This is a genomic window from Kineosporia sp. NBRC 101731 (assembly GCF_030269305.1).
Taxonomy (GTDB): domain Bacteria; phylum Actinomycetota; class Actinomycetes; order Actinomycetales; family Kineosporiaceae; genus Kineosporia.
This window is the reverse complement of record NZ_BSTC01000007.1, coordinates 199,370-223,798: the sequence shown is the minus strand read 5'-3', so window position 1 is coordinate 223,798 and position 24,429 is coordinate 199,370. Positions and strand designations below refer to the sequence as shown.

The window sequence follows — 24,429 nt, the reverse complement described above, 5'->3', positions numbered from 1 at the left end:
GACCGACCGACAGCCTCAGCCCGCGCGGGAGCGGTCGGATGCCGGCCGGACCCGGACGACCTGGCAACCCGTCGCCCTGACCAGGCAGTCGATCAACGGGGCGGATGAGCGCCCGGGCGCCGGGCCGGGATACTCACCCACCACCAGCAGGCGCGCGGAGGCGAACGGCTCGACATCGTCGTGGACATAGGCGCGGTGCAGGTAGTGGGTCGAGACCTCGAGGTCTGCGTAGGTCTGCGCCAGCATCGACCGGGCCTGGGCCAGGGCCCGGCGGGCCTGGTCACAGGCGTCCACGGCCTCCTGCCCGGGCCACCGCGGTTCGGGGCCCGTCGGGTCTGCCGGGTCCGTCGGATCTGGTGAGGGCACGAGGGTGACGATCGCCAGCCGCAGTCCCTGACGGGAGGCCTCGTCCGCGGCGACCTCGAGCACGTGCCCGGACTGTGGCCGCCCGTCCCAGCCCACCACCACGCTGCTCTGTCTGGACATGGCCACCTCGTCATCCCGGTCACGACCCGGGGCCGGGCGGTGGATGCTTCACCGTCTCCGTCCAGGAACCGCTCGCCTGCCGGTCCCAGGTTCTGGGGCGGGGACTCGTGGCAGCAGAGGCGAACGTCCCTTCTTTCGCGCCGCGGGCCCCGCTCCCGACCTTTCCTCAGGAGCCTCAGGAGCCTCAGGAGACGGACACGGTCCAGAGCAAGGTCACGCCCAGGGTGCCGGCGGCCTGCAGCGACACCTGCCCGCCGTGGCGTTCGGCGCGCTCGCGCAGGTTCACCAGGCCACTGCCGACGTGCTCACCGCGCAGGCCGACACCGTCGTCCTCGATCCGGAGTGTCAGCCGGCCCGATGCCACCGTGACCTCGATCTCGACCTGGCGCGCACGGGCATGACGGGCGACATTGCTCAGCCCTTCGCGCACGACGGCGACCAGATCGTCGACGACGGCACCGCGCAGGGCGTCGAGCAGGCCCGAGAAGCGCAGCCCGGGCTCGAACCCGAGCGCGGCCCCGCTCTCGGCCACGACGTCCAGGAGCCGGGCGCGTGGACCCTGGACGCTGCCCGGGGTGCGCTGGAGCTGGAAGATGGTGGTCCGGATCTGCGAGATGCTCTTGTCCAGCTCGTCGATCACCCCGGCGATGCGGTCGCCGGCCGGGGCCGGCAGATCACGCGGAACCAGCGACTGCAGGGACAACCCGGCCCCGAAGAGCCGCTGGATCACATGGTCGTGCAGGTCGGCCGCGATCCGGGCCCGCTCGTCCAGCATGGCCGCCCGGTGCTGTTCGGCCCGGGCCTCGGCGAGCTCGATGGCTACGGCGGCCTGATTGGCGAAACCACTCGCCGAGGTCAGGTCTTCCGCCGAGAACTCTCTTTTTCCAGCCTGTTTGAATGCCGACAGCACGCCGAGAACTCCGGTTGACCCCAGGAGCGGCACCGCCATCACGGGGCCGATCTCCTTCCCCGGCGGGGTCGGCAGAACGAAGCCCGCCTCGCCGGGGTCACGCAGGCGCAGCGGCTCCTTGGTCACGAAGACACGCCCGCTGATGGTGTTGTCCAGGGCGAGCGGCCAGCCCTGGAGCCCCTGCGTGCCCTCGCCCACGGCGACCTCGATGAACAGGGACTCCCGGTCGGCCTCGGGCAGAGCGAGAACGACGAGGTCGGCACCGGAGACCTCTCGGCTGCTCTGGGCCACGAGGTGCAGGGCTCCCGCGTCGTCGGTATCGGGGCTGAGAAGATGACGGGTGAGCGCGGCAGACGCCTGTAGCCACTCCCCGCGCACGTGCGCGGACGCGTACAGGCGGGCGTTCTCGATCGCCACGGCGGCCGTGGCGGCCAGCGCCTGCGCGAGTTGCTCGTCCTCCGCGCTGAAGGCTCCCCGGGTGCTCTCGGTCAGGTACAGGTTGCCGAACACCTCGCCCCGGATCTCGATGGGGACGCCGAGAAAGCTGTGCATCGGCGGGTGCCCGGCCGGGAATCCGGAAGAACGCGGGTCGTCGGCGATGTGCTCCAGCCGGATCGGTTCGGGGTTCTCGATCAGGGCACCCAGCAGACCCTTGCCCTCCGGCAGGTGCCCGATCCCCGGGATGGCCTCGGCGGGCATCCCGACGTGCACGAACTCCTGGAGAAGACCGCTGTCACCGATCACCCCCAGAGCCGCATACCGGGCTCCGATCAGGTCGCGGGCGGCCTCGGTGACATGACGCAGCACCGACGGGAGGTCCAGGTCGGTGATGATCAACTGGTTCGCCCGCAACAGGCCCCGCAGACGCCCCTGGGTTCCCATCACCTCGTTGGCCCGGTCCACGAGCTGACCGAGCAGCTCGTCCAGCTCGAGGCGCGGAAGGTCGGGAAACGTGAGGGACGCGGCCGTGACCCGGGCGGCCTCGGGATCGCGGTGGTCTGAGCTCATGCGCGATCCCCAGAGAGTTCTGCGAGCGTGAGAGGTGGCCCCAGCATGATAGGGGCCACGCACCTGTCGCAGGCGTCTCTTGACGATCTCGCCGGATCTCAGTGTCGGACCGCTCCGCCCTTCGTGCCCGGGCCGTGATCCATCCAGATCAGTCCTGCGGGGAACGGCGCCGGAGGGTGAACGGGTTGCGCCACATGGCCGGGTCGACGACCGGGAACCGGCGGCCGGTGATCTCCTCCACCTCGATCCGGACGAACCGGGTCTTCGGCGTACCGCTGAGGGGGGCCAGCGGCAGGCCGGCGGCGTCGACCAGGTCTTCCAGTTCTCTGATCTCGGAGGCCGTGCCCTTGATGATGACGCTCCAGGCCTCGTCCGGCCCGGCGTCGTAGCCATCGACCTCGAAGGCCACCCGGCCCTGCGTCACCGCCCGCAGCTTGGTCCCCTCGGCGGTGCGGAACACCACGGACTCGCGCTCGACGACGAAGTTCACCGGAAAGATCTCGGGGTTTCCGTCGACCACGACGGCCAGGTGCCCGACCTCGACCCCGCGCAACCGCTGCCAGCAGCTGCTGATGTCCAGGGGCTTCGTCGGCCGCGGCTGTTCCGACTCAAGGGCGTCCGCCAGGTTGTCCATGCTCCGACCCTGCGCCCGCAGGAGAACTCCCACCAGGGTCTTTGGTCCGTCGTCCCGTCGTCGGGCACGGCCACGCCGGACCAAGGTCCGGTTCACGACAGATCCGGTCCCACGGACCCTCGCGGATCTATCGTGAACCGGTGAACAGTCTCTCCAGGAGGTTGCAGCAGCTGGAAGACCGCGACCTGTCCCCCTTCACCGGCTGGACCCGGCGCTCGTGGGCCCTGCTGGCCGACGAGATGCTGCTGTCGGTGCGGCCGTTCCTCACCCCGGACCGGTCCGGGATCGACCTGCCCGGGCCTGCGGGCCGCAACGGGCATCGCGTCGACCTGCTCGAGGGGTTCGCCCGCACCTTCCTGGCCGCGGGATTCCGGATCGCCGGCGAGTGCGGTTCCGACCCGCACGGCTTCCTCGGCCAGTACGCGCAGGGGCTGGCCGCCGGGGTGGACCCGGCCTCGCCGCAGCGGTGGGTGCGTCTGGACGAGCACGACCAGGCCAAGGTGGAGGCGGCGTCGATCGCGCTGGTGCTGCACCTGACCCGGCCCTGGCTGTGGGACGTTCTTCCCGACCGCACCCGGGAGCAGACCGTGGACTGGCTGTCGGGTGCGGTCGGAGCGGTGTATCCGGCCGACCACTCGGTCTGGTTCCGCATCGTCGTCAACCAGTTCCTGAAAACGGTCGGCGCCCCGTGGTCGCCCGACGACCTGAGTGCCGACCTGGCCTTCACCGACTCGCTGGTGCGGGAGCACGGCTGGTCGTCGGACGGCACCACGCGGGCGTTCGACCACTACGCCGGCTGGGCCCTTCAGCTGTACCCGCTGCTGTGGAGCGAACTGGCGGCCGGTGATCCGGCCGCCGATGCCCGGCGCGGGGCGTACGTGCAGCGGGCCGACCACTTTCTTGAGGACGCGGCTGGTCTCGTCGGTGCGGACGGGTCACCACTGCTGCAGGGACGAAGCCTCACCTACCGGTTCGCCGCGGCCGCCCCGTTCTGGGCGGGAGCTCGCGCCGGGGTGCCGTCCAGCTCGCCCGGGCTGCTGCGGCGGGCGGCCTCCGGCGTGGCCCGGCACTTCGTCGAGGCGGGCGTACCCGACGAGCGTGGTCTGCTGTCGCTGGGGTGGCACGCCCCCTGGCCCCGAATCGCCCAGACCTCCTCCGGTCCGGCATCCCCCTACGGGGCGTCCAAGGCTTTTCTCGGCCTGAGCCTGCCCGCCGACCACCCGGCCTGGACCACCCCCGAAGAGCCGCTGCCCGTCGAGAAGGACGACACCGCATTCGTCGTCGCGGCCGCCGGCTGGCTGGTCTCGGGTCGCCGGCACGACGGCATCGTGAGGGTCGTCAACCACGGCACCGATCACGCCCGGCCCGGCGATCTGCTCACCGACGCCCCCTGGTACGCCCGCCTGGCCTACTCCACGGCGACCGGCCCGGTGATCCCCCGCCCGGACGAGCGGGTCCTGCCCGACCAGTCGGTGGTGCTCGTCGACCGTGACGGCCACCCCACCTCGCGCACCGGTTTCGACCGTGGGCGCATCCAGACCCTGCCCGGGGGAACGCTATACGGATCGTCCTCCTGGAGAGCGTCGTGGATCGACCCCGATCCCCTGACGCACGACCACGGCGCCGGACGGCCCGGCACTGTCCGGCCCGGCCCCCGGCTGAGCGTCGCCTCGCTCGTGCACGGCGACTGGGAGGTGCGCACCGTGCGCCTGCTCGACGATCCCGGCCCTCCCGATGATCCCGGCCCTCCCGATGATCCCGAACGGCAGGCCACGCTGCGACTCTCGGGCTGGGCCGTCGCGCCGGACCGCCCCTCCCGGCTCGTCGTGCTGGAGGGCCTTGACACCACCGGCGACTCGACGGCACTGGACGCCACCCCGTTCGACCCCCTCACCCACCTCCCCTGGGCACAGGTTTCTCTGCCCCGCAAGGGTTCTCGTTACACCGTGGCGCTCGCCCTCAACCCCGCGCAGAGCCCGCCCGTCCTGGTTCCGGGCACCACCCCGGCCGACGACGCCACCGTGCTGTGGGCGGACGGCTGGACCGACGACCTGACCGTGCCCGGCTACAGATAGTGCCCGGCTACAGGTAGTGCCCGGCTACAGGTAGAGCCCAGGCGGGTCCGGCGCCGGGATGACGGGCAGTTCCGGTGCGGCACCGCGCAGCAGGAGGGCCGCACCGGCCTGGTCGCCGCGGCGCACCAGGAGAAGGGCGGCATCCAGCGCCGGCTGGGGATCGACGGCCAACGGCACCAGACCTTGCACCAGCTGGTCGCGGATCCGGTCCAGCTCGAGCGCCGCCGGGACCAGGTCGAGGTCATCGGCGTGGCCGAGCCACGCCTCGACACAGCGCTCCGGATCGACGCTGTCCTCCAGATCCGTGCCGAAGCTCACGCACCACCACCCTGACCGGCCCGAAAATGTCGATTCCCCCTCGGCCCGGCGGACCCGGACCTGAGCCATCCGGGCCCGCGTGCTGCTGCGGGCTCGCCGATCCGGTCTATCGTGATCAGATGGACACTTTCGAGGCCGCCGGGGGCCGCTTCGACGTGGACGCCGCCGGTGCGGTGATCACGCAGGTGCTGGCCGCGTCCGGGCCGCTGCCGCGCCCGGTGCTCCACGATGCGGGCACCGGGTGGCCGCGGCTGGGCCTGACCGTGACCCCGGAAGGCAACCAGGTCCGCCTGGAGGGCCGGATCACGTCCCAGGAGCCGGGCTTCGACGGGCCTCTGCATCAGTTCATGATCGGCACCGATTACGTGGCACCGGTTTTCGAGACGCTGGGGCGTTTGTTCGGCGGCCTGGGTGAGACTCCCGGGGAGACGCTCACGCACGAGGGGCTCACCGCCTCCGTCCGCACCGGCCGGGCGCTGCTCGACGGGCGGGTCACCGATCGGGTCGTCACTTCCCTACCGCGCAGCGAGCTCACCGCACCGGTTCTGGCCGCCCTTCTGCGCCTGATGGTCACGGTGGCCGCACGTCGTTCCGGTTCAGGAAACTTCCTGAGCGGCCGCACCTTCCGGCTCGACCCGGTGCCGCCGCGAGAGAACCCCCAGCCCTTCGGGGGCCGGGCGAACTGGCCCGGAGCGCCGGCCCCCGACCGCCGTGGGCCGCTGGACGACGACGTCCGCCTCGCCGATCTGGGTGGCCTGGACGACGTGGTGGCCCAGTTGCACGACGTCGCCGACTCCTTCCGTCATCCCGAGGTGATGGCTCGCTGGGGAGCGCGCCGGCCCCAGGGCATCCTGATGTGGGGCCCTCCCGGCACCGGCAAGACCACGCTGGCCCGGGCCCTGGCCCACGAGATCGGCGGAACACTGAAAGAGGTCCGCAGCAACGACATCCTCGACCGCTGGATGGGTTCCTCCGAACGCAACATCGCCCGGGTCTTCGCGCAGGCGCGCCGCTACACCGAGCCCACGGTGCTGCTGTTCGACGAGTTCGACAGCATCGTCAGTTACGCGGGCAGCCCGCAGGGTTCCGCCGACCAGGCCATCAACTCGGTCGCCGGGATCTTCAAGCAGGAGATGAACGACCTGATCGACGCCAACCCCCACGTGATCGTCGTGGCGACCACGAACTTCCCCGAACGGGTCGACGATTCACTCATCCGGTCCGGTCGTTTCGACGTGAAACTGGCCGTGCCGCTGCCCGGCCCCGGCGCCCGGGCCGACATCCTGGCCCACCAGATCCGGGCGCTGGAGCGCCGGCACACCACCGACGCCTTCCGGCTGTTCGCCGACGACGTCTGCGTGCCGGAACTGGCCGCGCGCTCGGCCGGGCTGTCCGGCGCCGACCTGGCCGAGGTGCTGCGCCGGGCCCAGCTGGAGAAGGCGATGACCGAGGCCCGGGGCGGCCCGGCCGGCCCGATCACACATGACGACCTGCTGCGCGGCATCGTCCAGCTGACCGGCGCCGCGGCCTGACTGCCCCGGCCAGGCCGTGATCATGCGAACTGTCCCCGGGAAAGTTCGCATGATCACGAACGAGAAAACGGGCTCAGGCGACGCCGAAGCCGTCCGCGATGCGGTGGTACCGGGCCGACTCGCTGTCCGCGCGCCGGCGGGCGAGGGTACGAGCCAGCGTGCGGTGCGCCCAGCCGTTGGCCGGGGACTGATCGATCAGCCGGCGCAGCACCCGCTCGGCGCTGCCCAGCTGGGCGGAGTTGAAGTAGGCCCGGGCCAGCAGCTCGAGCACGGACTCGGGGACACCGTCGTGCTGCTCCAGCGGGGCAGCGATCCGCGCAGCATCGATCGGGCGCCCCTGCTCCATGAGAGCCACGGCCCGGCGGTAGACGTCGTGGGAGTTGTCTTCGAAGATCTCGTTCTGCTCACTCACGGTGCCTACAACCACAGCGGGCCGTGCGGGATTCCGCCCCTCTTCCGGGGGACCCGAGGTCAGAATTTGCGCACGATGGAACACGGTGCGCAACGGGGTGACAAAGTTTGCTCGTCCCAGGTGGACGGGACGGGTATCTGCCCGCAAGAGTGACACCGTGAGTGACGAGGACATCGACGAGGCCCGGCAGCGGCTACACATCCTGCAGGCGATGGAACTGGCCGTGAGCCGACGGGACGAGGTCTTCGCCACGGTCGAGGCCTGCACCGACGCCGGCGAGGCCCGGGTGAGACTGTCGGAGCGCTTCGACCTCTCGGAGCACCAGGCCCTGGCGGTGCTCAGCCTCCAGATCAGCCAGTGGAGCAGCGGGATGCGCGAGTGGCGGGCCGCCGAGATCGCCCGGTGCGAGAAGCTGCTGGGGGCCGCCGAGACGCCCTGAGACGGGTCGTACGGCCGGCCCGCGGGCCGGCCGGTAGCGTGCCCGGCATGGATCTCGAACTTCACGGGCGGGTCGTGCTGGTGGGGGGAGGGACCGCCGTCGCCGGGTCCGGGGTCACGGTCACCACCGTCAGCCCCGGCCCGGTGTCGGGCGACGCGGCCATCGCGGTCGAGCCGGGGTGGCCCGGGAAGTCCATCGCGACCGGGCACCGCGTCCACGGCACGACCTCCCCGTCAGCGCCTTTCACCCTCCAGACCAAGGACGTGCCATGACCGAGACCGTTGCCGTCACCGGAGCCCTGGGCAAGGTGGGCCGGGCCGTCGTGAGAGACCTGCTGGCCCACGGCTACACCGTGCGGGCCACGGACGCGCAGGGCCCCTTCGGCGAACGCGCCGGACTGGGCGTGGACGTGATGCGCGCCGAGCTGACCGACTACGGCCAGGCCGTGGAGGCTCTGGGTGGCTGCTCGGCGGTCGTGCACCTGGGCAACATCCCGCAGCCCGGCATGGAGTCGGCACCCGACACCCTGAACCGGAACCTGGCCGCCAACAACAACGTCTTCCTGGCCGCCCAGCGGCTCGGGCTGCGGAAAGTGGCGTGGGCCTCCAGCGAGACGACCCTCGGGCTGCCGTTCGACGTCCCGCCGCTGTACGCGCCGGTGGACGAGGCCCACTTCCCGCACCCAACCTCGACCTACGCCCTGTCGAAGGTGCTGAGCGAAGACGTGGCCGCCCAGGTGTCGCAGTGGTCGGGCATCCCGTTCGTCGGTCTGCGGCTGTCCAACGTGTTCGTCCCCGAGATGTACGCGAACGTGCCCGGGTACTGGGCCGACCCGGCGGCGCGGCGCTGGAACCTGTGGGGGTACATCGACGCGCGCGACGCCGCGACCGCGTTCCGTCTGGCGCTGGAGGTGGAGACGACCGGCTCGCAGAACGTCATCATCGCCGCGGCGGACACCCTGATGGACCGGCCCTCCGCCGACCTGCTGGCCGCGCAGTTCCCCGGCGTCGAGATCCGCCGGGACCTGAAGGAGTTCGAGACACTGCTGGCGATCGACGGGGCCCGGGACCTGCTGGGATTCGTCCCGCAGCACTCCTGGCGTGACGAGGTTCCGGGCGTCTGACGGGGGGACCGGCAGAACCGCCCGGTGAGATGACTGTCAGGATGCCGATTCACCCCGTAGGATGAAACCGGTCGATCAAGCTGCCCTGGACCCGGTGGCGACGACCACGGCGTCTCTTGGAAAAACAGGGTCATGTCCTCATCCAGCCGGGCGGTTCTGTCCGCCGTCGATCGGGTCGTACAACCGCTGGTCCTCCGGGACCGGTCTGTCACTGTGAGCTTCTCCGGTGACCTTCGCGCCGCCGGTGTACCGGTCATGCGCTTGCATCTGCTCAGTCTCGCCTGCGAAGACGGACCGGAAGAGATCGTTGTCGATCTCTCCGGCGTGACCTGGCTCGATCGCGACGGGATAGAGCCGCTGGTCGAAGCCCACCGCCTCCAGACTTTCCGGGGTGCGGTGCTGCGCCTGGCCCAGATCTCCGCCCCGGCAGGCCGTTTCCTGAGATCGCAACCGCGACTGGCGCAGATGCTCGGCCGCTCTCCCGCCCCATCGGCACCGGACGACTCCTGGCGTCGTTTTCCCCCGGAGGACGGAGAACCGGACTCCTGGGCCCCGGTTCCTGACGACGCCGAGGTGAAAGCGCTGCACGAGGAGATCGCGTCGCTCCGGGCCGCCCTTTCGGGCCACGACCCGCTCAGCCGCTCCCGAAATCAGGAACCCGAGCGGGATCGTTGACGATCGTCCGGGCCATGTCGCTCAGACGCAGGTGGTGAGTGCGGCAGTACGTCCGTAGCAGCGTGAACGCCCGGTCGATCGTGACCCCGGTGGACTGGGCAATGACGCCCTTGGCCTGTTCGATGACGATCCGGCTGTTCAGGGCCCCCTGCAACTGCTCGGTCAGGACCTGGCCGCGGCGCACCTGCCGTTCCTGCAGGATACCGATGGTGGCCACGTCGACCAGCGCCTGCACCACCCGCACATCGCCTGGGGACATCGCCACCGCAGCGGCGCTGAAAAGCCCCATGCTGCCGATGACCTGCTGACGCCGCCGCAACGGGAAAGCCTGGACCGAGGCGAAGCCCGCCGTTCGCGCGGCGGGGGCGAACCTCGGCCAGCGGGTGCCGGCGCGTTCCAGGTCAGCATCGCCCACCGGAATACCCTGCCGGAAGCAGTCGCGGCACGGGCCCTCGTCGGCCTGGATCTGGAAGAGATCCAGCAGGTGGACGCGCTCGTCGGAGGCGGCCATGAAGTGCAGCCGGTCGTCGGCGTCGGCCAGCAGCAGTCCGGCCGCGCGCGCCCCGGTGAGCTCCGACGCGCGAGCGGTCACCATCTGCAGGAATTCCACCAGGTCGAAATCGTCCACGAGAGTGTCGGCCAACTCGACGAACACATCGGCCAGACGTTCTGGAGCGATCGAGCTCATCGGCTGCTCGCCCCCTCATTCACCGGATCGGCTGGTCCTGTCATGCTTCATCCCGTTCGAGAGTGAGTTTACGGTCGACGATGTCGCGAGCGACATCGCCCAGCCGCCGTCCCTGGAGATAGGCCTCGGCCCGCAGGCGCAGAAGCGCAGACTCGGGGCCGACCCCGAGCTGGACCTGGAGCATGCCCTGCGCGTGGTACACCTCCACCCGGTAGCGCGAGACCTGGCTGATCTCATAGGCAAGCCGGTCTGCGCCCATCACCTCGTGCGCGTCCAGCAGACCGGTCAGGGCAACCCCGGTGAATACCTGGGCCAGATCGAAGGCATCGGGTGGGAGCACCCCGGGGCGGGCACGGTACATGTCCAGCACTCCTAGACGCACCGCACCGATCCGCATCGGGAACGCGAAAACTGCCTCCACCCCGTGCTCCATCGCTGCCGAGGTATAGGCCGGCCAGCGCGCCCCGGATTCCCCGGCCAGGTCCGGGACCAGCACCGGCCGACCCTGCGAGCGCGCGTCCAGGCAGGGTCCCTCGCCGAGGGTGAACTGCAGTTCCTCGACCAGTTCGCTGCGGGTGTCCGAGGCGGCCGCCAGCCCCTGGGTGCCGCCCGCGACCATCACGCTGATCGCGGCGCCGGTCACCGGTAGGGCCCGGGTGGCCGCCCGGCACAGACACTGCAGCCAGGCGATCGACCCACTCGACACCTCCGAATCGGGTGATTCCCGAGCGATCAGGCCATGGACCCAGGCGGTGTCCGCACCTGGAACCTTCATGACCGGACCGCGGCCGGTCGCAGAACATCAAACATGGCAGCACCATTTCTCTTTGGGGCCGCCAAAGGACCGGAGCCTTGCGTACGTACGTTCGTACGTCCTCGACCCTACTCGGCCTACCGTGACCGGCACATTGCGGAATGTCTCGGTTCAGTCGCGGTACTGCCGGACCAGGGGGCAGGCGAACGGGTCACGGTCGGGCCGGCCGACGGAATTGAGGTACTTCACGACGATGCGGTATGAGCCGATCAGGCTGGTCTCGGTGTAGGCGACCTGCCGGCTGCGGCAGAACGCCCGCACCACCGGCCGGGCCCGGCGCAGGTTGGGCCGGGGCATGCTGGGGAACAGGTGGTGCTCTATCTGGTAGTTCAGCCCACCCATCGCGATGTCCGTGACCAGACCGCCGTGCACGTTGCGGGACATCAGGACCTGCCGCTGGAGAAAGTCGATCCGGGTGTCCCTCGGCACGATCGGCATGCCCTTGTGGTTGGGCGCGAACGAGGCGCCCAGCAGGAGCCCGAACACGCCGAGCTGAACAGCGAGGAAGGCCGCCGCTTTTCCGGGCGGCAGCACGCTCAGGAGCACGCCCAGGTAGAGGACGAACCGGGTCAGGATGATCGCGCACTCCAGCCGCCGGTGCGGCAGCGCCCGGTTCGACAGCAGTTCCCGCACACCGCTGACATGCAGATTGGCCCCCTCCAGCAGGAGGAGCGGGAAGAACAGGTGCCCCTGGTGCCGGGTGAACCAGGCGGACCCCCCGGTGCGGGCCCGGGCCACCGCCGGGGTCATGGCGATCGGCCCGGGAGCGATGTCGGGGTCACGGTTCTCCTGGTTCGGGCCGCTGTGGTGACGGTTGTGCTTGTGCGACCACCAGCCGTAGCTCAACCCGGCGAAGGCACCGGACAGCACCCGGGCCGCCCACTCGTTCCATCGGGAGGAGACGAAGATCTGCCGGTGGGCGGCATCGTGACCCAGGAATCCGAACTGGGTCAGGACAACTCCCAACAGCACCGCGACCAGCAACTGGCACCAGGTATTTCCCAGCGCGAGAACAGCTGTCCAACAGGCGAAGAACGCTGCCACCAGGCCGATGGCCCAGCCCCAGTAATAGGTATAACGCCGCCGGAGCAACCCGGCGTCGCGGATCTGCCGGGACAGCTCGGCGTACGCCGAGACCTGTCGCACCCGGACCGGTCGAGTCTCCAGATTGCTCATGTTCAGCTGCTTTCACGGGCCTGCGGACGAACCGCCGGGTCCGGGGCAGCACTGTTACAGTACCCCGCATCCCGACGTGGCACCCGCGCAGCGCCCCCCGCCCTCACCGGGGGGGCCGCACCCGTCGGCCAGAAACCGGCCGGCTCCGCACCGGCCCACAGACCTTCATCGGCCGCGGCCCGACAGACCTCCTCCAGCACCTGCCGTTCCGCCCGGCCCGTGGCCGCGGCCAGCCGGGCGACGTCGTCGAACTCGGGCATCACGCGCCATGACCCGGACAGAAGCGAACCGAACCGATCAGCATCGAACAACGCCTGCCCCGGGGCTCTCACCCCCCGGGGCAGGCCCGCGTCAGAACGTCGTCACCCGAGAGGATCCACCGGGGCCGGCAGGAGACCGGTGGTGGTCACCCCGCTGTACCAGTGCCCGGAGTCCTTGATCGTGCGGGTCTGCGTGGCGTAGTCGACGTGCACCAGCCCGAAGCGCTTCCCGTAACCGTACGACCACTCGAAGTTGTCGGTCAGCGACCAGGCGAAGTACCCGCGCACGTTCGCACCGGCGTCCAGGGCCCGGCCGACTGCCTCGAGGTGGGCGTGCAGGTAGGCGGTGCGCCGCTCGTCGTGGACCCGGCCGTCGTCCGCCACCACGTCGTCGAAGGCCGCGCCGTTCTCGGTGATGTACAGCGGCAGGCCGGGCCGGCGGCGATGCATGTCGAGCAGCAGGTCGGTCAGGCCCTGCGGTTCGACCAGCCAGCCCATCTCGGTGTACTCCCCCTCGGGCCGCACCCGGGCCACGCCGTCCACCAGGGTCGGCTGGAACGGGTCGCGGTCGGGATCCTCACCCGCCCGCACGGTGGAGGTCGAGTAGTAGTTCAGGCCCAGGGCGTCCAGCGGGGCGTGGATGATCTCCAGGTCGCCGTCCTGCACGAACGACCAGTCGGTGAACGCCGCGGTGGCCTCGAAGAGACCCTCGGGGTAGGCGCCGTCGAGCTGCGGGGCCAGCAGGATCTCGTTGTTCACCAGGTCGAGCTTGGTCTTGACGGCCACGTCCTGCGGTGCGGCGGTCGCGGCCTGGTTGACCTGAATGTTATGGGCGATCGCCACTTTCGCGTCCGGACCGGCGTGCTCGTGGATCGCGGCGGCGCCCAGGCCGTGGGCCAGGTTGAGCGTGTGCACCGAGGCCAGGGCCTGGGCCGGGTCCTTGATGCCGGGGGCGTGCTCACCGGACAGGTAGCCCAGGTAGGCGGCACACCACGACTCGTTCAGGGTGATCCAGAGATTCACCCGGTCGCCCAGTGCGTCGGCCACCAGACCGGCGTACTCGGCGAACCGGTAGGCGGTGTCGCGGTTCGGCCATCCCCCGGCGTCCTGCAACGGCTGCGGCAGGTCCCAGTGGTACAGGGTGAGCGCCGGGGCGATCCCGGCGTCCAGCAGCTGGTCGGTCAGACGCCGGTAGAAGTCCAGGCCCGCCTGGTTGGCCGGCCCGGAACCGGTGGGCTGCACCCGGGGCCAGGCCACCGAGAACCGGTAGGCGTTCAGCCCCAGGTCGCCCATGAGCTTCACGTCGTCGGCGACCCGGTGGTAGTGGTCGATGGCCACGTCACCGTTCTCACCGTTCACCACCGCGCCCGGGATGCGGGAGAACGTGTCCCAGATGGACGGCCCGCGGCCGTCGGCCTCCACCGCACCCTCGATCTGGTACGAGGACGTTGCTGCTCCCCAGAGGAAATCGGTCGGGAATCGCCGGGGTTCGGTCATTTCTGCTCCTGGTTCAGGATGTTTCAGGAAGTGGACATGTGGGTCGACGGGCCGGTCGCCTCGGGCGCCGGGCGCACCGCGACGCCTCGCAGCTCGTTGGCCGTGCGCAGCACGGGCGATCGGGTCAGAGCCTGCGGGTCGAGATCAGCGGAGGTGGTGATCAGGAAACTCGTCCGGGCCCCGGCCGGCAGGCTGACGACACCGTCGTCCACCTGCGCGTCCGCCGCCAGGCGATCGGGAAGCACGGTGATGCCGTCGGCGAAACTCCGCGCCAGCACATCGATCCGGTAGCCACCCTCGACCCGCTGGGCCGAGACCTCCAGCGGGTCGGGGTCCAGCTCCAGGTCGACGTCTTCCACGAACGTGTGAACGGTTCGCGCACCCCCGAACTCGGCCACCACCACCTCGCCGGCCGGGTCGTCCGGCGTGGCCACGTCGGCGGACACCGGCTCGAACTCCACCGACCGGGGCGCCACCGTCAGATCCGTGATCAGGGTGACGTACCCCTCCCCCGCCAGCGTCTCGCGGCGCACCTCGGCCGTCCCCGTCCAGGGCTCGTCGCTGTCGTTGACCGCGACCAGCGTCAGGTCCTCGTCGTCCGCCATCAGGTACAGGGCCCGCGGCGCATTGGCCCGGCGCAGCGCGAAATACACCGGCTTGGGCCGCTCCTGGCTGTCGACCAGGGCCCAGGAGACGACCGGCCAGCAATCGTTGATCTGCCAGACGATCCACCCGGCCGTGCGCGGCCACCACGACCGGTAGTGCTCCACCGCGTGCCGGATCGCCCGCGCCTGGTTGAGCTGAGCGGCCCAGTGCCAGTCCTCGAAGTTCTCCGGAACACCGGTGTGCGGGGCCATGCCACGCCCGAGCTTGCCGGTGCCGTCGTCGGCCTTCTGATGGATCAGGAACACCGGGTCGGCGCAGGCGTCGGCCACCGCCGTGAGCGGCCCGCCGTCGGCGGCGTGCACGTGATCGGTCAGCGTTTTCCAGGCCGGCGGCCCCTGGTAACCGAACTCCGAGCAGAACCGCGGAATCTCGTCGCTGTACACGGACCAGTCCAGCCGGTTCCAGACGTCCCACTGGTGGTGCGTGCCGCGGTCGGGATCGTTGGGGTGCGACTGCTCCGGCGTGCGCCGCGGCGTGAACGGGCTGTTGGCGCTGTAAGGCCTCGTCGGGTCCAGCTCGGCGACCACGTCGGCGAACAGCTGCGTCGCGTAGGCGTGCCCCCAGGTCTGCCCGTCCAGCTGCGCCTTCCACCCCCAGTCCTCGTGGCCCCAGAGGTTCTCGTTGCCACCGTTCCACAGCAGGAGCGACGCGTGCGGCATCAGCCGCACGACGTTCTCGCGCGCCTCGGCCTCGATCTCCGAGCGCAGCGGCTCCTCCTCCGGATAGGCCGCACAGGCCAGCAGGAAGTCCTGCCAGACCAGAAGCCCTCGCTCGTCACACAGTTCGTAGAAGTCCTCGGACTCGTAGATCCCCCCGCCCCAGACCCGCAGCAGGTTCAGGTGCGCCCCCAGCGCCTGGTCCAGGCGCCGGGCCACGCGCTCGCGGGTGATCCGGGTGACGAAGTGGTCGTCGGGGATCCAGTTCGCGCCCCGCACGGCGATCGGCTTACCGTTGACGAGAACGGTGAAGGCGGTGCCGTGTTCGTCGTCACCGGTGTCGACCTCGACGGTGCGGAAACCGATCCGCCGGTTCCACGCGTCCAGCATCTCGTCGTCGGCGGTCAGTTCGACGCTCAGCTCCGCCAGTGGCTGTTCCCCGTGACCGACCGGCCACCACAACGGCGCATCGGGCACCCGCAGCGCCAGCACGGCGCTGTTCTCGCCGGCCGGGATCGTCGCCGTGGCCGTGATCCCGCGGATCTGCGCCCGAACCTGCACGGCAGAAGCGGTTTCCAGACCGGAGCGCTCGATGTCGAGGTGCACCTCGACCGTTCCGGTCCCGTCGGCGACCACTCCTACCACAGGACGCACCTGCGCGAGTCGGGCGGTCGTCCACCGTTCGATCCGCACAGGTTTCCACAGACCGGCCGTGCGCAGGTCCGGACCCCAGTCCCAGCCGAACGAGCAGGCCATCTTGCGGACGAAGTTGAACGGGCGGGGCACGTTCACGGCCGGACGGTTGCCGAGCTTCTCGCGCAGTGCCTCGGCCCAGGTCGTGGCCGACGTGAGGTTGACCTCCAGGGCCAGCTCAGAGCCTGTTATCAGGGAGGTGACGTCGAAGCGGTAGCTGCGGTGCATGTTGGCGGTCTCGCCGAGGGCGGTGCCGCCCAGGCGCACTCCGGCCACGGTGTCGATACCGTCGAAGACCAGGTCGACCCGCTCACCGGGGGCGGGAGCGGCGAGGTCGAGGGTCGTGTCGTAGCGCCAGTCGGTGCGGTGGAACCACTCCAGGTCGCTCTCGTGCGCGTCGTCGTACGGCTCGTCGATCGCCCCGGCGGCGAGCAGGTCGGTGTGGACGCATCCGGGCACGGCGGCCGGATGCGTTCCGGTCGCCCGTTCGGGCACCTCCCCCGCGGTCGCGGTGACGGTCCATCCGCTGGTCACGCTCTGGTGTTTCACGAGGCCCTCCCGGGCTGGGTGGTCATGGCTGACTTCGGGAACGATTTCATGATCACCGGGGAGGTTTTGCATGATCACGAACAGAGGATTCGCGCACCACCCGGACGCCTCCGGCGGGGACCAGGGTGGACGGGCCGACCTTTTCGTCCGTGAGCAGGTCCAGCCCGCCGGCCGCGACCTCCACGTCGGTGTCGAGGTGGTTGATCAGGAACAGGTACGAGGCGTCGTCGCCGATGCGGCGCACCGCCTCGAGCCCGGCCGGCGCCTGCACGGTGCGGGTCAGGCCGGTCTCGGTGATCAGCCGGGCGGTGATCGCGTCGATGCTGCTCCCCGGCAGTGCGGCCGACACGTACCAGGCCGCGCCCTCACCCACCGCGCGCCGGGTCACCGCCGGGCCACCGGCCAGCGAGCTACCCGCGTAGGAGATCACGGCCGACGCCCCGTCGAGCTGCACCCGCTCGGTCCAGTCCCGCACCACCCCGCCGTCGTCCAGCGGCACCTCCTGCGAGGTCTGGAGCGGGTAGAACTCGTCGGTGAAGATCCCCAGCACGTCGCGGAAGGCGCCCGGGTAGCCGCCGGTGCGGACCCGGCCGGTCGGGTCGCAGACCCCGGACAGGTAGGTGACCAGCAGCGTCCCCCCGCGGGCCGGCACCGCCGACAACCGCGCGGCGACCTCGTCGTCCACCAGGATCAATCCGGGCACGAGCACCAGGTCGTAGGAGGCCAGATCGGACTGCGGACCGGTGGCCGGCACCAGGTCGACCAGCACCTGCCGCTGCCACAGAGCCTTGTGCCAGGCCCGCAACTCGTCGCCGTACCGCAGGCCGCGGTGCGGTTTCAGGCCGTGCTGCAGGTACCAGCCCGACTCGTCGTCGACGACCATCGCCACCCGGGCCGGCTCCACCCGTGACCCGGCCACCTCGGCCAGCGACCGCAGGTGGCCCCCGAGCTCGACCACCTCCTGCCAGACCCGTGACCGGGTGCCGGCGTGCGGCAGCATGGCCGAGTGGAACTGCTCGGCCCCGGCGGTGGAGGCCCGCCACTGGAAGAACATCGCCCCGTCGGATCCGCGGGCCACGTGGGCCAGGGCGTTGCGGGCGATCTCGCCCGGGTCCTTGGCCCGGTTGCGCTGCTGCCAGCTCGGCCCGCCGGTGGAGTGCTCCATCAGCAGCCAGGGCCTGCGGCCGGGCGACATCCCCCGCATCCGGTCGCCCGAACACGCCAGTTCAATGGCCCGGTCGGGGTCGTCGACCAGCGTGTAGTGGTCGTTGGCGACGATGTCGGTGTGCGGGGCCCAGCGGGCGTAGTCGACGATCTGGGCGCCCGGCCCGACCATCAGGTTGGTCGTCACCGGGCGGTCGGAGAACTGCTGGATCACCTCCCGCTCGGCCCGGTAGTGCGCCAGCAGGGCGTCGGAGGAGTAGCGCTCGTAGTCCAGGAACAGGCCCGGGTTGGGGGCGCCGTGCTTACCGCGCGGTGGCAGGATCTCCTCGAAGGAATTGAACCGGTGTCCCCAGAACGTCGTGCCCCAGGCCTGGTTCACCGCCTCGACGGTGCCGTGCCGCTGCGCCAGCCATTCCCGGAAGGCGACCGCCGAGACGTCGCAGTAGCAGCGCGCATTCCCGCCACCGAGCTCGTTGCCGACGTGCCAGAGCCGCACCGCCGGGTGGTCCCCGTAGCGGCGCGCCAGCCGTTCGGCGATCCGCAGGGCGTACGCGCGGAACACCGGCGAGCTGGGACACCAGGCGTTCCGGCCACCGGGCGGCTGCTGGTAGAGGTCGGCGTCGAACGGCAGAATCTCCGGGTGAGCGGTGTGCAGCCAGCTCGGCGGCGCCGCGGTCGGGGTGGCCAGGTCGATCCCGATGCCGTTCTCGTGCAGCAGGCCGACGACCTCGTCCAGCCAGCCCAGATCGAAGACGTTGTCGGCGGTCTCGATGAGCCCCCAGGAGAACACGCCGAGCGTGACCAGGTTGACCCCGGCCACCCGCATGAGGGCCACGTCCTCGACCCAGGTGTCGCGCGTCCACTGTTCGGGGTTGTAGTCGCCGCCGTAGACGAGCCCGTCGGCGAGCCTCATGCCGCGACCTTCTGCGTGCCGCTGGGTACCCACTCACCCAGATCGTGGTCGTAGCAGACGGAGTCGTCGATAGACTCCCGGTCGGGGGCGGTGGAGTGAACGACCGCACCGACCCGGTTGGGGTCGGGGGCCGACAGCGCCAGCAGCTTGGTGTAGTCGTGGTGCGGGTCGAGGATCACGGCGTCGGCCGGGCCCCGCTCGACCACGCGCCCGTGGTGCAGCACCAGGATTTCGTCGGAGAAGTGCCGGGCCGTGGCCAGGTCGTGGGTGATGTAGAGCACCGCCAGGTCGCTTTCGCGCTGCAGGCGGCCCAGCAGGTTCAGCACCCCCAGGCGGATCGAGACGTCGAGCATCGAGACCGGTTCGTCGGCGATGAGCACCTGGGCGCCGGGGGCCAGGGCGCGGGCGATGGCCACCCGCTGACGCTGGCCGCCGGACAGTTCGTGCGGGCGGCGGTCGGCCATGTCGGCCGCCGGGGTGAGGTTGACGCGCTCCAGCATCGACAGCACCTCGGCCCGGGTGGCTGCGCCGCCCTGGGTGCGCCCGTGCAGCCGCAGCGGGCGGGCGATGTGGTGGGCGACGGAGTGGAACGGGTTGAGCGAGGCGAACGGGTCCTGGAACACCATCTGCACGTGCCGCCGGTACAGCGCGTTCGGCACCGCGGAGCCGTCGTCCTCACGCACCTCGATGCGTCCCGAGGTCGGACGTTCCAGCCGGGTGAGCAATTTGGCGATGGTCGACTTGCCCGAGCCGGACTCCCCGACCAGGGCCACCGTGCGGCCGGGTTTCAGGTCGAAGCTGACGTGGTCGACGGCCCGCAGCCGGCGCCGCTTCAGGCCGTCGCGGATCCGGTAGTCCTTGGTCAGGTCGCTGACGTGCACGCTGGTCATGCCGAGAACCCCTCATCTGCGCGCCCGGAACGGACGAAGTCGCTGCGCTCACCGGTGAGGCTCGGGAAGGAGCCCAGGAGTTTGCGGGTGTAGGGATGCTGCGCCGCCGCGTGCAGCTGCTGGGCCGTCTCCAGCTCGACGATCTCCCCGCGGTACATCACCGCGATCCGGTCGGCGATCTCCAGCAGCAGCGGCAGGTCGTGGGTGATGAAGAGCACGGCGAAGTCGAGTTCGTCCCGCAGACGCAGGATCTCGCGCAGGATCTCGCGCTGCACCACCACGTCGAGAGCGGTGGTCGGCTCGTCCATGATCATGATCTGGGGCTGCAGCAACATGGCCATCGCGATCATGGTGCGCTGCCGCATGCCGCCCGACAGCTCGTGCGGGTAGGACCGCAACCGCACCGGGTCGACCCCGACCCGGGTGAGCACCTCCGCCGCACGCTCCTTGCGCTGGGCCCGGGTCATCGACGGGACGTGGGCCTTGAGCGTGTCGTCGAGCTGATAACCCACGGTGCGCACCGGGTTCAGGGAGTTCATCGCCCCCTGGAAGACCATCGACAGCTGCGACCAGCGGAACGTGCGCAGCGCCTCGTCCTTCAGGCCCAGCAGGTCGATGTCGCCGCTGTCGCGGTCGTGGAAGACCACCGACCCGGACGCGATCCGGGCCGGGGGCTGGTGCAGCCGGTTCACGGCGTAGGCCAGGGTGGTCTTGCCGCAGCCGGATTCCCCCGCCAGGCCGAGGATCTCGCCGCGGTGCAGTTGCAGGGAGGCCGACCGGACGGCGGTGAACGGTTGCTCGGTCTCGTAGACGACGGTGAGGTCGGTGACGGTCAGCACCGGGCGCCGGGTGGTGACCGGCTCGGTGGTCGGTTCGGCGGTGGTCGTCATCGCCCCTCCTTGGCCGCGCTGCGGAGCCTGCGCCGGGAGGTGCGGGCGTTCTTCAGCTTGGGGTCGATGATCTCGTCGATCGAGAAGTTGATCAGGGACAGGCCCATCCCGAACAGGGCGATGATCAGACCCGGCGGCACGAACCACCACCAGGCGCCCAGCGGCAGGGCGAAACCGTTCTGGGCGTAGAAGAGCATGGTGCCCAGGGTCGAGGAGTTCGACGCCCCCAGGCCCAGGAACGACAGGCCGGCCTCACCGAGGATGGCCGCGATGACCGCGTAGACGAACTGGGAAGCCAGCACGGGCAGCAGGTTCGGCAGGATCTCGACCGCGATCACCCGCCAGGGCCGCTCCCCCGCCAGTTGTGCCGCGGCCACGTAGTCGCGGTTGCGCACCGACAGGGTCTGGGCCCGGAGCACCCGGGACGAGGCCGCCCAGCTGGTCAGGGCCAGGACGAGCGCGATGGTCCACAGCCCCCGGTCTTCGGGCGGCACGAACCCGGAGATCACGATCACCAGCGGCAGACCGGGAATGACCAGGAAGACGTTGGACAGCAACGAGAACGCCTCGTCGGCGTAGCCGCCCAGGTAGGCGCCGTAGATGCCGAAGAACGCCGACAGCACGGTGGCCATCACCCCGACCAGCAGGCCGATCTGCAGTGATCCCCGGGTGGCGAAGGCCAGCTGGGAGAGCACGTCCTGACCGGTCTGGGTGGTGCCCAGGAGATTGGCCCCCGACGGGCCGGACAGGCCGATGTCGTTGATGGCGTCGGGGTCACCGACGAAGAACGGGCCGAACGCCCCGAACAGGCCGATCGCCACGACGAGCGTGAGACCGACCGCCAGCCAGGGGGTCATGGTCGGCAGCAGGGAACGACGGCCCCGGGGCATCGGATTCGCCGTCGGAGCGGTGGCCGCAGCCGCGAGCGGCCCGCCGGGCCCGGTAGGGGCGGCCGGTGCCGCAGCGGCCGACGCGGTGGTGGACGCGGTGGTGGACGCGGTGGATGTTGTGGGGGTTACCGCGACCCCCCTTTCTTCGTGATCATGCAGAGTTTCCCGGGGAAGGTTTGCATGATCACGGGCAAGGGGTTCCGGCGAGGTGCCGGAGGCGGGTGTCTCCGGATGCGATGTGCTCACCCTGATTCTCCTCTCAGCCCTTCGCGCGGGTGCGCGGGTCGATGAGGCCGTACAGCAGGTCGACGACCAGGTTGGCGCCGAGCACGGCCAGCGTGATGTAGAGGAAGATGCCCTGCATCAGGGCGTAGTCGTTGTTCTGCACGGCCGACAGCAGTTTCGAGCCGATACCCGGGTAGGAGAACACCTGCTCGGTGACGACCGACCCGGAGACCACGAACCCCAGGGAGATGGCGAAGCCGGCGATCGAGGGCAGAACCGCGTTGCGGGCCGCGTAGTTGCGCATGATCGTGCGCTCGGGCAGGCCCTTGGCCCGGGCCGTGAGCACGTAGTCCTCCGACAGGGTGGAGACCATCATGTTGCGCATGCCCAGCATCCAGCCGCCGAGCGAGGCCAGCACGATGGTCAGGGCCGGCAGGAACCCGTAGAGCAGGGCGGACTGGATGAACGACCCGTTGAACCCCGGATCGAGGACGACGTCGTAGCCGCCCTGTGAGGGGAACCAGCCGAGCACCCGGGCCAGCAGGTAGACCAGCACCAGGGCGAGCCAGAAGTACGGCACCGCAGCGAGGATCGTGGTGGCCGGGACGGCCGAGTCGAGCCAGGTGCCCGGCCTCCAGCCGACCACGGCGCCGAGCCCGACCCCGAGGATCGCGGCGATGACGGTGGCGATCCCGACCAGGGTGATCGTCCACGGCATCGAGGTCGAGATGACGTCGGTGACCTTGGTCGGGAAGTACGTGACCGAGGTGCCGAGATCGCCGTGCGCGAGATTGACCAGGTAGGTCCAGTACTGGTGCAGCAGCGAGTCGTCGGTGTCACCGCCGAGCAGGGCAGCGTAGGCCTCCCGCGACTGCGGGGTGATCGTCCCGCCGCGCTGCTGGAGCTTGGCCAGCAGGATGTCCACCGGATTGCCCGGCAGCAGGCGGGGAATCGCGAAGTTGAGGGTGATGGCCGCCCAGACGGCGACCGCATAGAACAGGAGTTTGCGCAGCACGTAGTTCACGCCGAGACCGCCTTCCGGGCGACTGAGGTACAACCCTCCCGTCCGTGATCATGCAATTCCGGGGAGGTTTTGCATGATCACGGAAGGGGTTTGGCTAGGAGGCCGGCTTCAGGTTCTTGATGATGGCCGCGAAGTCGTTCTTCGACCAGACGGCGGGCACCGCGTACATGTTGTCGTCGCTGGGCCAGCCGGTGAACTTCTTGGTGCTCCACTCGCTGGTCGTGCCGCCGGTGAGCACCGGGATGTAGGGCATGTCCTCGACGATCTTCGTCTCGATCGTGTCCAGGAACGGCTGCCGGGCCGCCTTGTCGTCCTGCGGGAGCTGGCGCAGCGCCTTGATCGCCGCGTCGACGTCCGGGTCGGAGAAGCGGGAGACGTTGTTGCCCGACGTCTTCCCCACCTTGGCCCCGGCCGAGGAGGCGAAGAAGTTGTTGTAGACGTAGTACGGGTCGGGCGCCGAGCCCTGGTACAGGGAGTCGATGGCCAGCTCGTACTTGCCCTGGGTCTTCTTCTCGGTCCACTCGTTCCAGGACGACTGGGCCACCTTCAGTTCGATGCCGGCCTTCTTGAGCTGCTGGGCCATGGTCTGCACGGCGGTGATGTAGTCGGTCCAGCCGGTCACCACCTCGACCGTGAGCGACAGCTTCTCCCCGCCCTTGGCGTAGATGCCGTCGCTGCCCTTGCTCCAGCCGGCGCCCTCGAGCTCCGAGGTGGCCGCGGCGACGTCGGCCGTGTCCGGGGCCACGGGCTGCTCGATCGAGGAGGAGATCAGGTCCTTCTGGTTCGAGGTCAGCACGAACGTGGGCGAGATCTCGCTCGAGGTGTTCTGGAAGGCCAGCGCGTTCAGCTGCTTACGGTCGATCGCGTGATAGATCGCGCGGCGCACGGCCGGGTCGGTCTGCGGGCCGGTGCAGCCCATGTCCGCACTGGAGCAGGTGAGCAGGGCCGTCTGGCTCTGGTTGACGGTGGCCGAGTCGTAGCCCGGGTAGGTCTCGGCGACCTTGTCGATGTTGGGCACCGGGCCGGTCTGCCAGTCGATCGTGCCCGCCGCGACGCCGTCGGCACCCGCGGTGTTACCGGACAGCGACAGGAACCGGACCGTCTTGATGGCCGGGGCGCCGCCCCAGTAGTCCTCGTTGGCCACGTAGGTGAAGGCCTGGGCCTTGAAGTCACCGAGCTTGAGAGGTCCGGTGCCGACCGGCTTCTCCATCACGTCGGTCTCGGGGTTGACGTCCTTCCACAGGTGCTCGGGCACCATGTAGGTGTTGCCGAGCACGTCCGGGCCCTGGGTGTAGGCCGGCTTGTCGAAGGTGAAGACGACGTGGGTGTCGTCGGTCGCCGTGGCCGAACCGTCGTAGCCGATCGAGTTGAGGGCGGCGTGCTTCTTCAGCAGGCCGAAGGTGAACACCACGTCGTCGGCGGTGAAAGCCTCCCCGTCGGTCCATTTCACCCCGTCGCGCAGGGTGACCGACAGCTGCGTGCCCTCGTCGTTCCAGGCGTAGTCGGTGCCCAGCAGCGGTTCCGGGTCACCGGAACCGGCCTTGTTGATGAAGAACAGCTGCTCGTAGATCGCCGCGCCGCCACCGATCTGGGTCGGCGAGAACGGGTTGAAGTTGATCTGGTAGTCGCCGGACTGACCGGTGTAGGCGACCAGGGTGGTGGTGCCGCCCCCGGATCCGCTGCCGTTACCGCTACTGCCCGAGCATCCGGTCGCGAGCAGGCCGGCCACGGCCAGTCCCGCTGTCAAGCCCAGGGCCCGGCCCTTGCGGGAGCGAGCCCTCTTCGCCGTAAGGAACATCCTTGGTCCTTTCCGTCCACCGCC

At 70.1% G+C, this 24,429-nt stretch carries 23 protein-coding genes; 7 read left to right on the top strand and 16 right to left on the bottom strand.

Features of this window, described 5'->3' with window-relative positions; all coding sequences use genetic code 11:
• Positions 1 to 15 precede the first annotated feature (15 nt).
• The 3 genes from QSK05_RS21055 to QSK05_RS21045 form a co-directional block, all read right to left on the bottom strand.
• Positions 16 to 486, bottom strand: a complete 471-nt coding sequence (locus QSK05_RS21055; RefSeq protein ID WP_285598983.1) for a putative universal stress family protein — start codon at positions 484 to 486, stop codon at positions 16 to 18.
• A gap of 184 nt (positions 487 to 670) precedes the next feature.
• Positions 671 to 2,404: a sensor histidine kinase gene (locus QSK05_RS21050; protein WP_285598982.1), complete on the bottom strand. Its 1,734-nt coding sequence runs from the start codon at positions 2,402 to 2,404 to the stop codon at positions 671 to 673.
• Positions 2,405 to 2,552: 148 nt separating this feature from the next.
• Positions 2,553 to 3,038: a pyridoxamine 5'-phosphate oxidase family protein gene (locus QSK05_RS21045; RefSeq protein ID WP_285598981.1), complete on the bottom strand. Its 486-nt coding sequence runs from the start codon at positions 3,036 to 3,038 to the stop codon at positions 2,553 to 2,555.
• 140 nt (positions 3,039 to 3,178) lie between these two features.
• Here QSK05_RS21045 and QSK05_RS21040 point away from each other — a divergent pair, with 140 nt between their 5' ends.
• Positions 3,179 to 5,113 (top strand): DUF2264 domain-containing protein, encoded by a 1,935-nt coding sequence (locus QSK05_RS21040; protein WP_285598980.1) that lies wholly within the window; start codon positions 3,179 to 3,181, stop codon positions 5,111 to 5,113.
• Between the two features lie 24 nt (positions 5,114 to 5,137).
• Here the strand turns inward: QSK05_RS21040 and QSK05_RS21035 are convergent, their stop codons facing one another.
• Positions 5,138 to 5,431 (bottom strand): hypothetical protein, encoded by a 294-nt coding sequence (locus QSK05_RS21035; RefSeq protein WP_285598979.1) that lies wholly within the window; start codon positions 5,429 to 5,431, stop codon positions 5,138 to 5,140.
• Between the two features lie 119 nt (positions 5,432 to 5,550).
• Between QSK05_RS21035 and QSK05_RS21030 the strand changes: the two genes are divergently transcribed.
• Positions 5,551 to 6,963: an ATP-binding protein gene (locus QSK05_RS21030; RefSeq protein WP_285598978.1), complete on the top strand. Its 1,413-nt coding sequence runs from the start codon at positions 5,551 to 5,553 to the stop codon at positions 6,961 to 6,963.
• Positions 6,964 to 7,036: 73 nt separating this feature from the next.
• Here the strand turns inward: QSK05_RS21030 and QSK05_RS21025 are convergent, their stop codons facing one another.
• Positions 7,037 to 7,375: a tetratricopeptide repeat protein gene (locus QSK05_RS21025; protein ID WP_285598977.1), complete on the bottom strand. Its 339-nt coding sequence runs from the start codon at positions 7,373 to 7,375 to the stop codon at positions 7,037 to 7,039.
• A gap of 157 nt (positions 7,376 to 7,532) precedes the next feature.
• Here QSK05_RS21025 and QSK05_RS21020 point away from each other — a divergent pair, with 157 nt between their 5' ends.
• The 4 genes from QSK05_RS21020 to QSK05_RS21005 all read left to right on the top strand — a co-directional run bounded on the left by QSK05_RS21020 (position 7,533) and on the right by QSK05_RS21005 (position 9,612).
• Positions 7,533 to 7,814, top strand: a complete 282-nt coding sequence (locus tag QSK05_RS21020; protein WP_285598976.1) for a hypothetical protein — start codon at positions 7,533 to 7,535, stop codon at positions 7,812 to 7,814.
• Between the two features lie 47 nt (positions 7,815 to 7,861).
• Positions 7,862 to 8,086: a hypothetical protein gene (locus tag QSK05_RS21015; RefSeq protein WP_285598975.1), complete on the top strand. Its 225-nt coding sequence runs from the start codon at positions 7,862 to 7,864 to the stop codon at positions 8,084 to 8,086.
• Entirely contained in the window at positions 8,083 to 8,937 is an 855-nt protein-coding gene (locus tag QSK05_RS21010; RefSeq protein WP_285598974.1) for an NAD-dependent epimerase/dehydratase family protein, read from the top strand. Before QSK05_RS21015 ends, QSK05_RS21010 begins: the two co-directional genes overlap by 4 nt.
• 255 nt (positions 8,938 to 9,192) lie before the next feature.
• Complete coding sequence (locus QSK05_RS21005) at positions 9,193 to 9,612, top strand: STAS domain-containing protein (protein ID WP_285598973.1); 420 nt, start codon at positions 9,193 to 9,195, stop codon at positions 9,610 to 9,612.
• Here QSK05_RS21005 and QSK05_RS21000 read toward each other — a convergent pair.
• The 9 genes from QSK05_RS21000 to QSK05_RS20960 form a co-directional block, all read right to left on the bottom strand.
• The gene (locus QSK05_RS21000; protein WP_285598972.1) at positions 9,572 to 10,300 is read right to left on the bottom strand and encodes a GAF and ANTAR domain-containing protein; all 729 of its coding nucleotides are present in this window, start codon (positions 10,298 to 10,300) and stop codon (positions 9,572 to 9,574) included. The genes QSK05_RS21005 and QSK05_RS21000 overlap by 41 nt on opposite strands.
• A 40-nt stretch (positions 10,301 to 10,340) precedes the next feature.
• Positions 10,341 to 11,006 (bottom strand): GAF and ANTAR domain-containing protein, encoded by a 666-nt coding sequence (locus tag QSK05_RS20995; protein WP_285598971.1) that lies wholly within the window; start codon positions 11,004 to 11,006, stop codon positions 10,341 to 10,343.
• 219 nt (positions 11,007 to 11,225) lie between these two features.
• On the bottom strand, positions 11,226 to 12,290 hold the full coding sequence (locus tag QSK05_RS20990) for a fatty acid desaturase family protein (RefSeq protein ID WP_285598970.1): 1,065 nt from the start codon (positions 12,288 to 12,290) through the stop codon (positions 11,226 to 11,228).
• A 362-nt stretch (positions 12,291 to 12,652) separates the two neighbouring features.
• Positions 12,653 to 14,047, bottom strand: coding sequence for a GH1 family beta-glucosidase (locus QSK05_RS20985; RefSeq protein WP_285598969.1), 1,395 nt, complete (start codon positions 14,045 to 14,047; stop codon positions 12,653 to 12,655).
• 23 nt (positions 14,048 to 14,070) lie between these two features.
• Complete coding sequence (locus tag QSK05_RS20980) at positions 14,071 to 16,611, bottom strand: glycoside hydrolase family 2 protein (RefSeq protein ID WP_285598968.1); 2,541 nt, start codon at positions 16,609 to 16,611, stop codon at positions 14,071 to 14,073.
• A gap of 52 nt (positions 16,612 to 16,663) precedes the next feature.
• Positions 16,664 to 18,688 carry a beta-galactosidase gene (locus QSK05_RS20975; RefSeq protein WP_285598967.1) on the bottom strand — a complete coding sequence of 675 codons (2,025 nt, stop codon included), beginning with the start codon at positions 18,686 to 18,688 and terminating at the stop codon, positions 16,664 to 16,666.
• Complete coding sequence (locus tag QSK05_RS20970) at positions 18,685 to 19,578, bottom strand: ABC transporter ATP-binding protein (RefSeq protein ID WP_285598966.1); 894 nt, start codon at positions 19,576 to 19,578, stop codon at positions 18,685 to 18,687. The genes QSK05_RS20975 and QSK05_RS20970 overlap by 4 nt, the downstream gene beginning before the upstream one ends.
• Positions 19,575 to 20,468, bottom strand: coding sequence for an ABC transporter ATP-binding protein (locus QSK05_RS20965; protein ID WP_285598965.1), 894 nt, complete (start codon positions 20,466 to 20,468; stop codon positions 19,575 to 19,577). Before QSK05_RS20965 ends, QSK05_RS20970 begins: the two co-directional genes overlap by 4 nt.
• Positions 20,465 to 21,325 (bottom strand): ABC transporter permease, encoded by an 861-nt coding sequence (locus tag QSK05_RS20960; protein ID WP_285598964.1) that lies wholly within the window; start codon positions 21,323 to 21,325, stop codon positions 20,465 to 20,467. Before QSK05_RS20960 ends, QSK05_RS20965 begins: the two co-directional genes overlap by 4 nt.
• On the opposite strand from QSK05_RS20960, the gene QSK05_RS20955 reads away from it, so the two are divergent.
• Positions 21,324 to 21,509, top strand: a complete 186-nt coding sequence (locus QSK05_RS20955; protein ID WP_285598963.1) for a hypothetical protein — start codon at positions 21,324 to 21,326, stop codon at positions 21,507 to 21,509. The genes QSK05_RS20960 and QSK05_RS20955 overlap by 2 nt on opposite strands.
• A 108-nt stretch (positions 21,510 to 21,617) precedes the next feature.
• Here QSK05_RS20955 and QSK05_RS20950 read toward each other — a convergent pair whose 3' ends face one another.
• Both QSK05_RS20950 and QSK05_RS20945 read right to left on the bottom strand, forming a co-directional pair.
• Positions 21,618 to 22,607, bottom strand: coding sequence for an ABC transporter permease (locus QSK05_RS20950; RefSeq protein WP_285598962.1), 990 nt, complete (start codon positions 22,605 to 22,607; stop codon positions 21,618 to 21,620).
• Between the two features lie 94 nt (positions 22,608 to 22,701).
• Positions 22,702 to 24,405, bottom strand: coding sequence for an ABC transporter substrate-binding protein (locus QSK05_RS20945; protein ID WP_285598961.1), 1,704 nt, complete (start codon positions 24,403 to 24,405; stop codon positions 22,702 to 22,704).
• Between the last annotated feature and the right edge of the window lie 24 nt (positions 24,406 to 24,429).

What these genes read in the sequence shown, in the direction of transcription:
- QSK05_RS21055 (WP_285598983.1), bottom strand. Translation starts at nt 486, where the DNA reads ATGTCCAGACAGAGCAGCGTGGTGGTGGGCTGGGACGGGCGGCCACAG.
- QSK05_RS21050 (WP_285598982.1), bottom strand. Translation starts at nt 2,404, where the DNA reads ATGAGCTCAGACCACCGCGATCCCGAGGCCGCCCGGGTCACGGCCGCG.
- QSK05_RS21045 (WP_285598981.1), bottom strand. Translation starts at nt 3,038, where the DNA reads ATGGACAACCTGGCGGACGCCCTTGAGTCGGAACAGCCGCGGCCGACG.
- QSK05_RS21030 (WP_285598978.1), top strand. Translation starts at nt 5,551, where the DNA reads ATGGACACTTTCGAGGCCGCCGGGGGCCGCTTCGACGTGGACGCCGCC.
- QSK05_RS21015 (WP_285598975.1), top strand. Translation starts at nt 7,862, where the DNA reads ATGGATCTCGAACTTCACGGGCGGGTCGTGCTGGTGGGGGGAGGGACC.
- QSK05_RS21010 (WP_285598974.1), top strand. Translation starts at nt 8,083, where the DNA reads ATGACCGAGACCGTTGCCGTCACCGGAGCCCTGGGCAAGGTGGGCCGG.
- QSK05_RS21005 (WP_285598973.1), top strand. Translation starts at nt 9,193, where the DNA reads ATGCGCTTGCATCTGCTCAGTCTCGCCTGCGAAGACGGACCGGAAGAG.
- QSK05_RS21000 (WP_285598972.1), bottom strand. Translation starts at nt 10,300, where the DNA reads ATGAGCTCGATCGCTCCAGAACGTCTGGCCGATGTGTTCGTCGAGTTG.
- QSK05_RS20990 (WP_285598970.1), bottom strand. Translation starts at nt 12,290, where the DNA reads ATGAGCAATCTGGAGACTCGACCGGTCCGGGTGCGACAGGTCTCGGCG.
- QSK05_RS20985 (WP_285598969.1), bottom strand. Translation starts at nt 14,047, where the DNA reads ATGACCGAACCCCGGCGATTCCCGACCGATTTCCTCTGGGGAGCAGCA.
- QSK05_RS20975 (WP_285598967.1), bottom strand. Translation starts at nt 18,688, where the DNA reads ATGAGGCTCGCCGACGGGCTCGTCTACGGCGGCGACTACAACCCCGAA.
- QSK05_RS20970 (WP_285598966.1), bottom strand. Translation starts at nt 19,578, where the DNA reads ATGACCAGCGTGCACGTCAGCGACCTGACCAAGGACTACCGGATCCGC.
- QSK05_RS20965 (WP_285598965.1), bottom strand. Translation starts at nt 20,468, where the DNA reads ATGACGACCACCGCCGAACCGACCACCGAGCCGGTCACCACCCGGCGC.
- QSK05_RS20955 (WP_285598963.1), top strand. Translation starts at nt 21,324, where the DNA reads ATGGTCGGCAGCAGGGAACGACGGCCCCGGGGCATCGGATTCGCCGTC.
- QSK05_RS20960 (WP_285598964.1), bottom strand. Translation starts at nt 21,325, where the DNA reads ATGACCCCCTGGCTGGCGGTCGGTCTCACGCTCGTCGTGGCGATCGGC.
- QSK05_RS20945 (WP_285598961.1), bottom strand. Translation starts at nt 24,405, where the DNA reads ATGTTCCTTACGGCGAAGAGGGCTCGCTCCCGCAAGGGCCGGGCCCTG.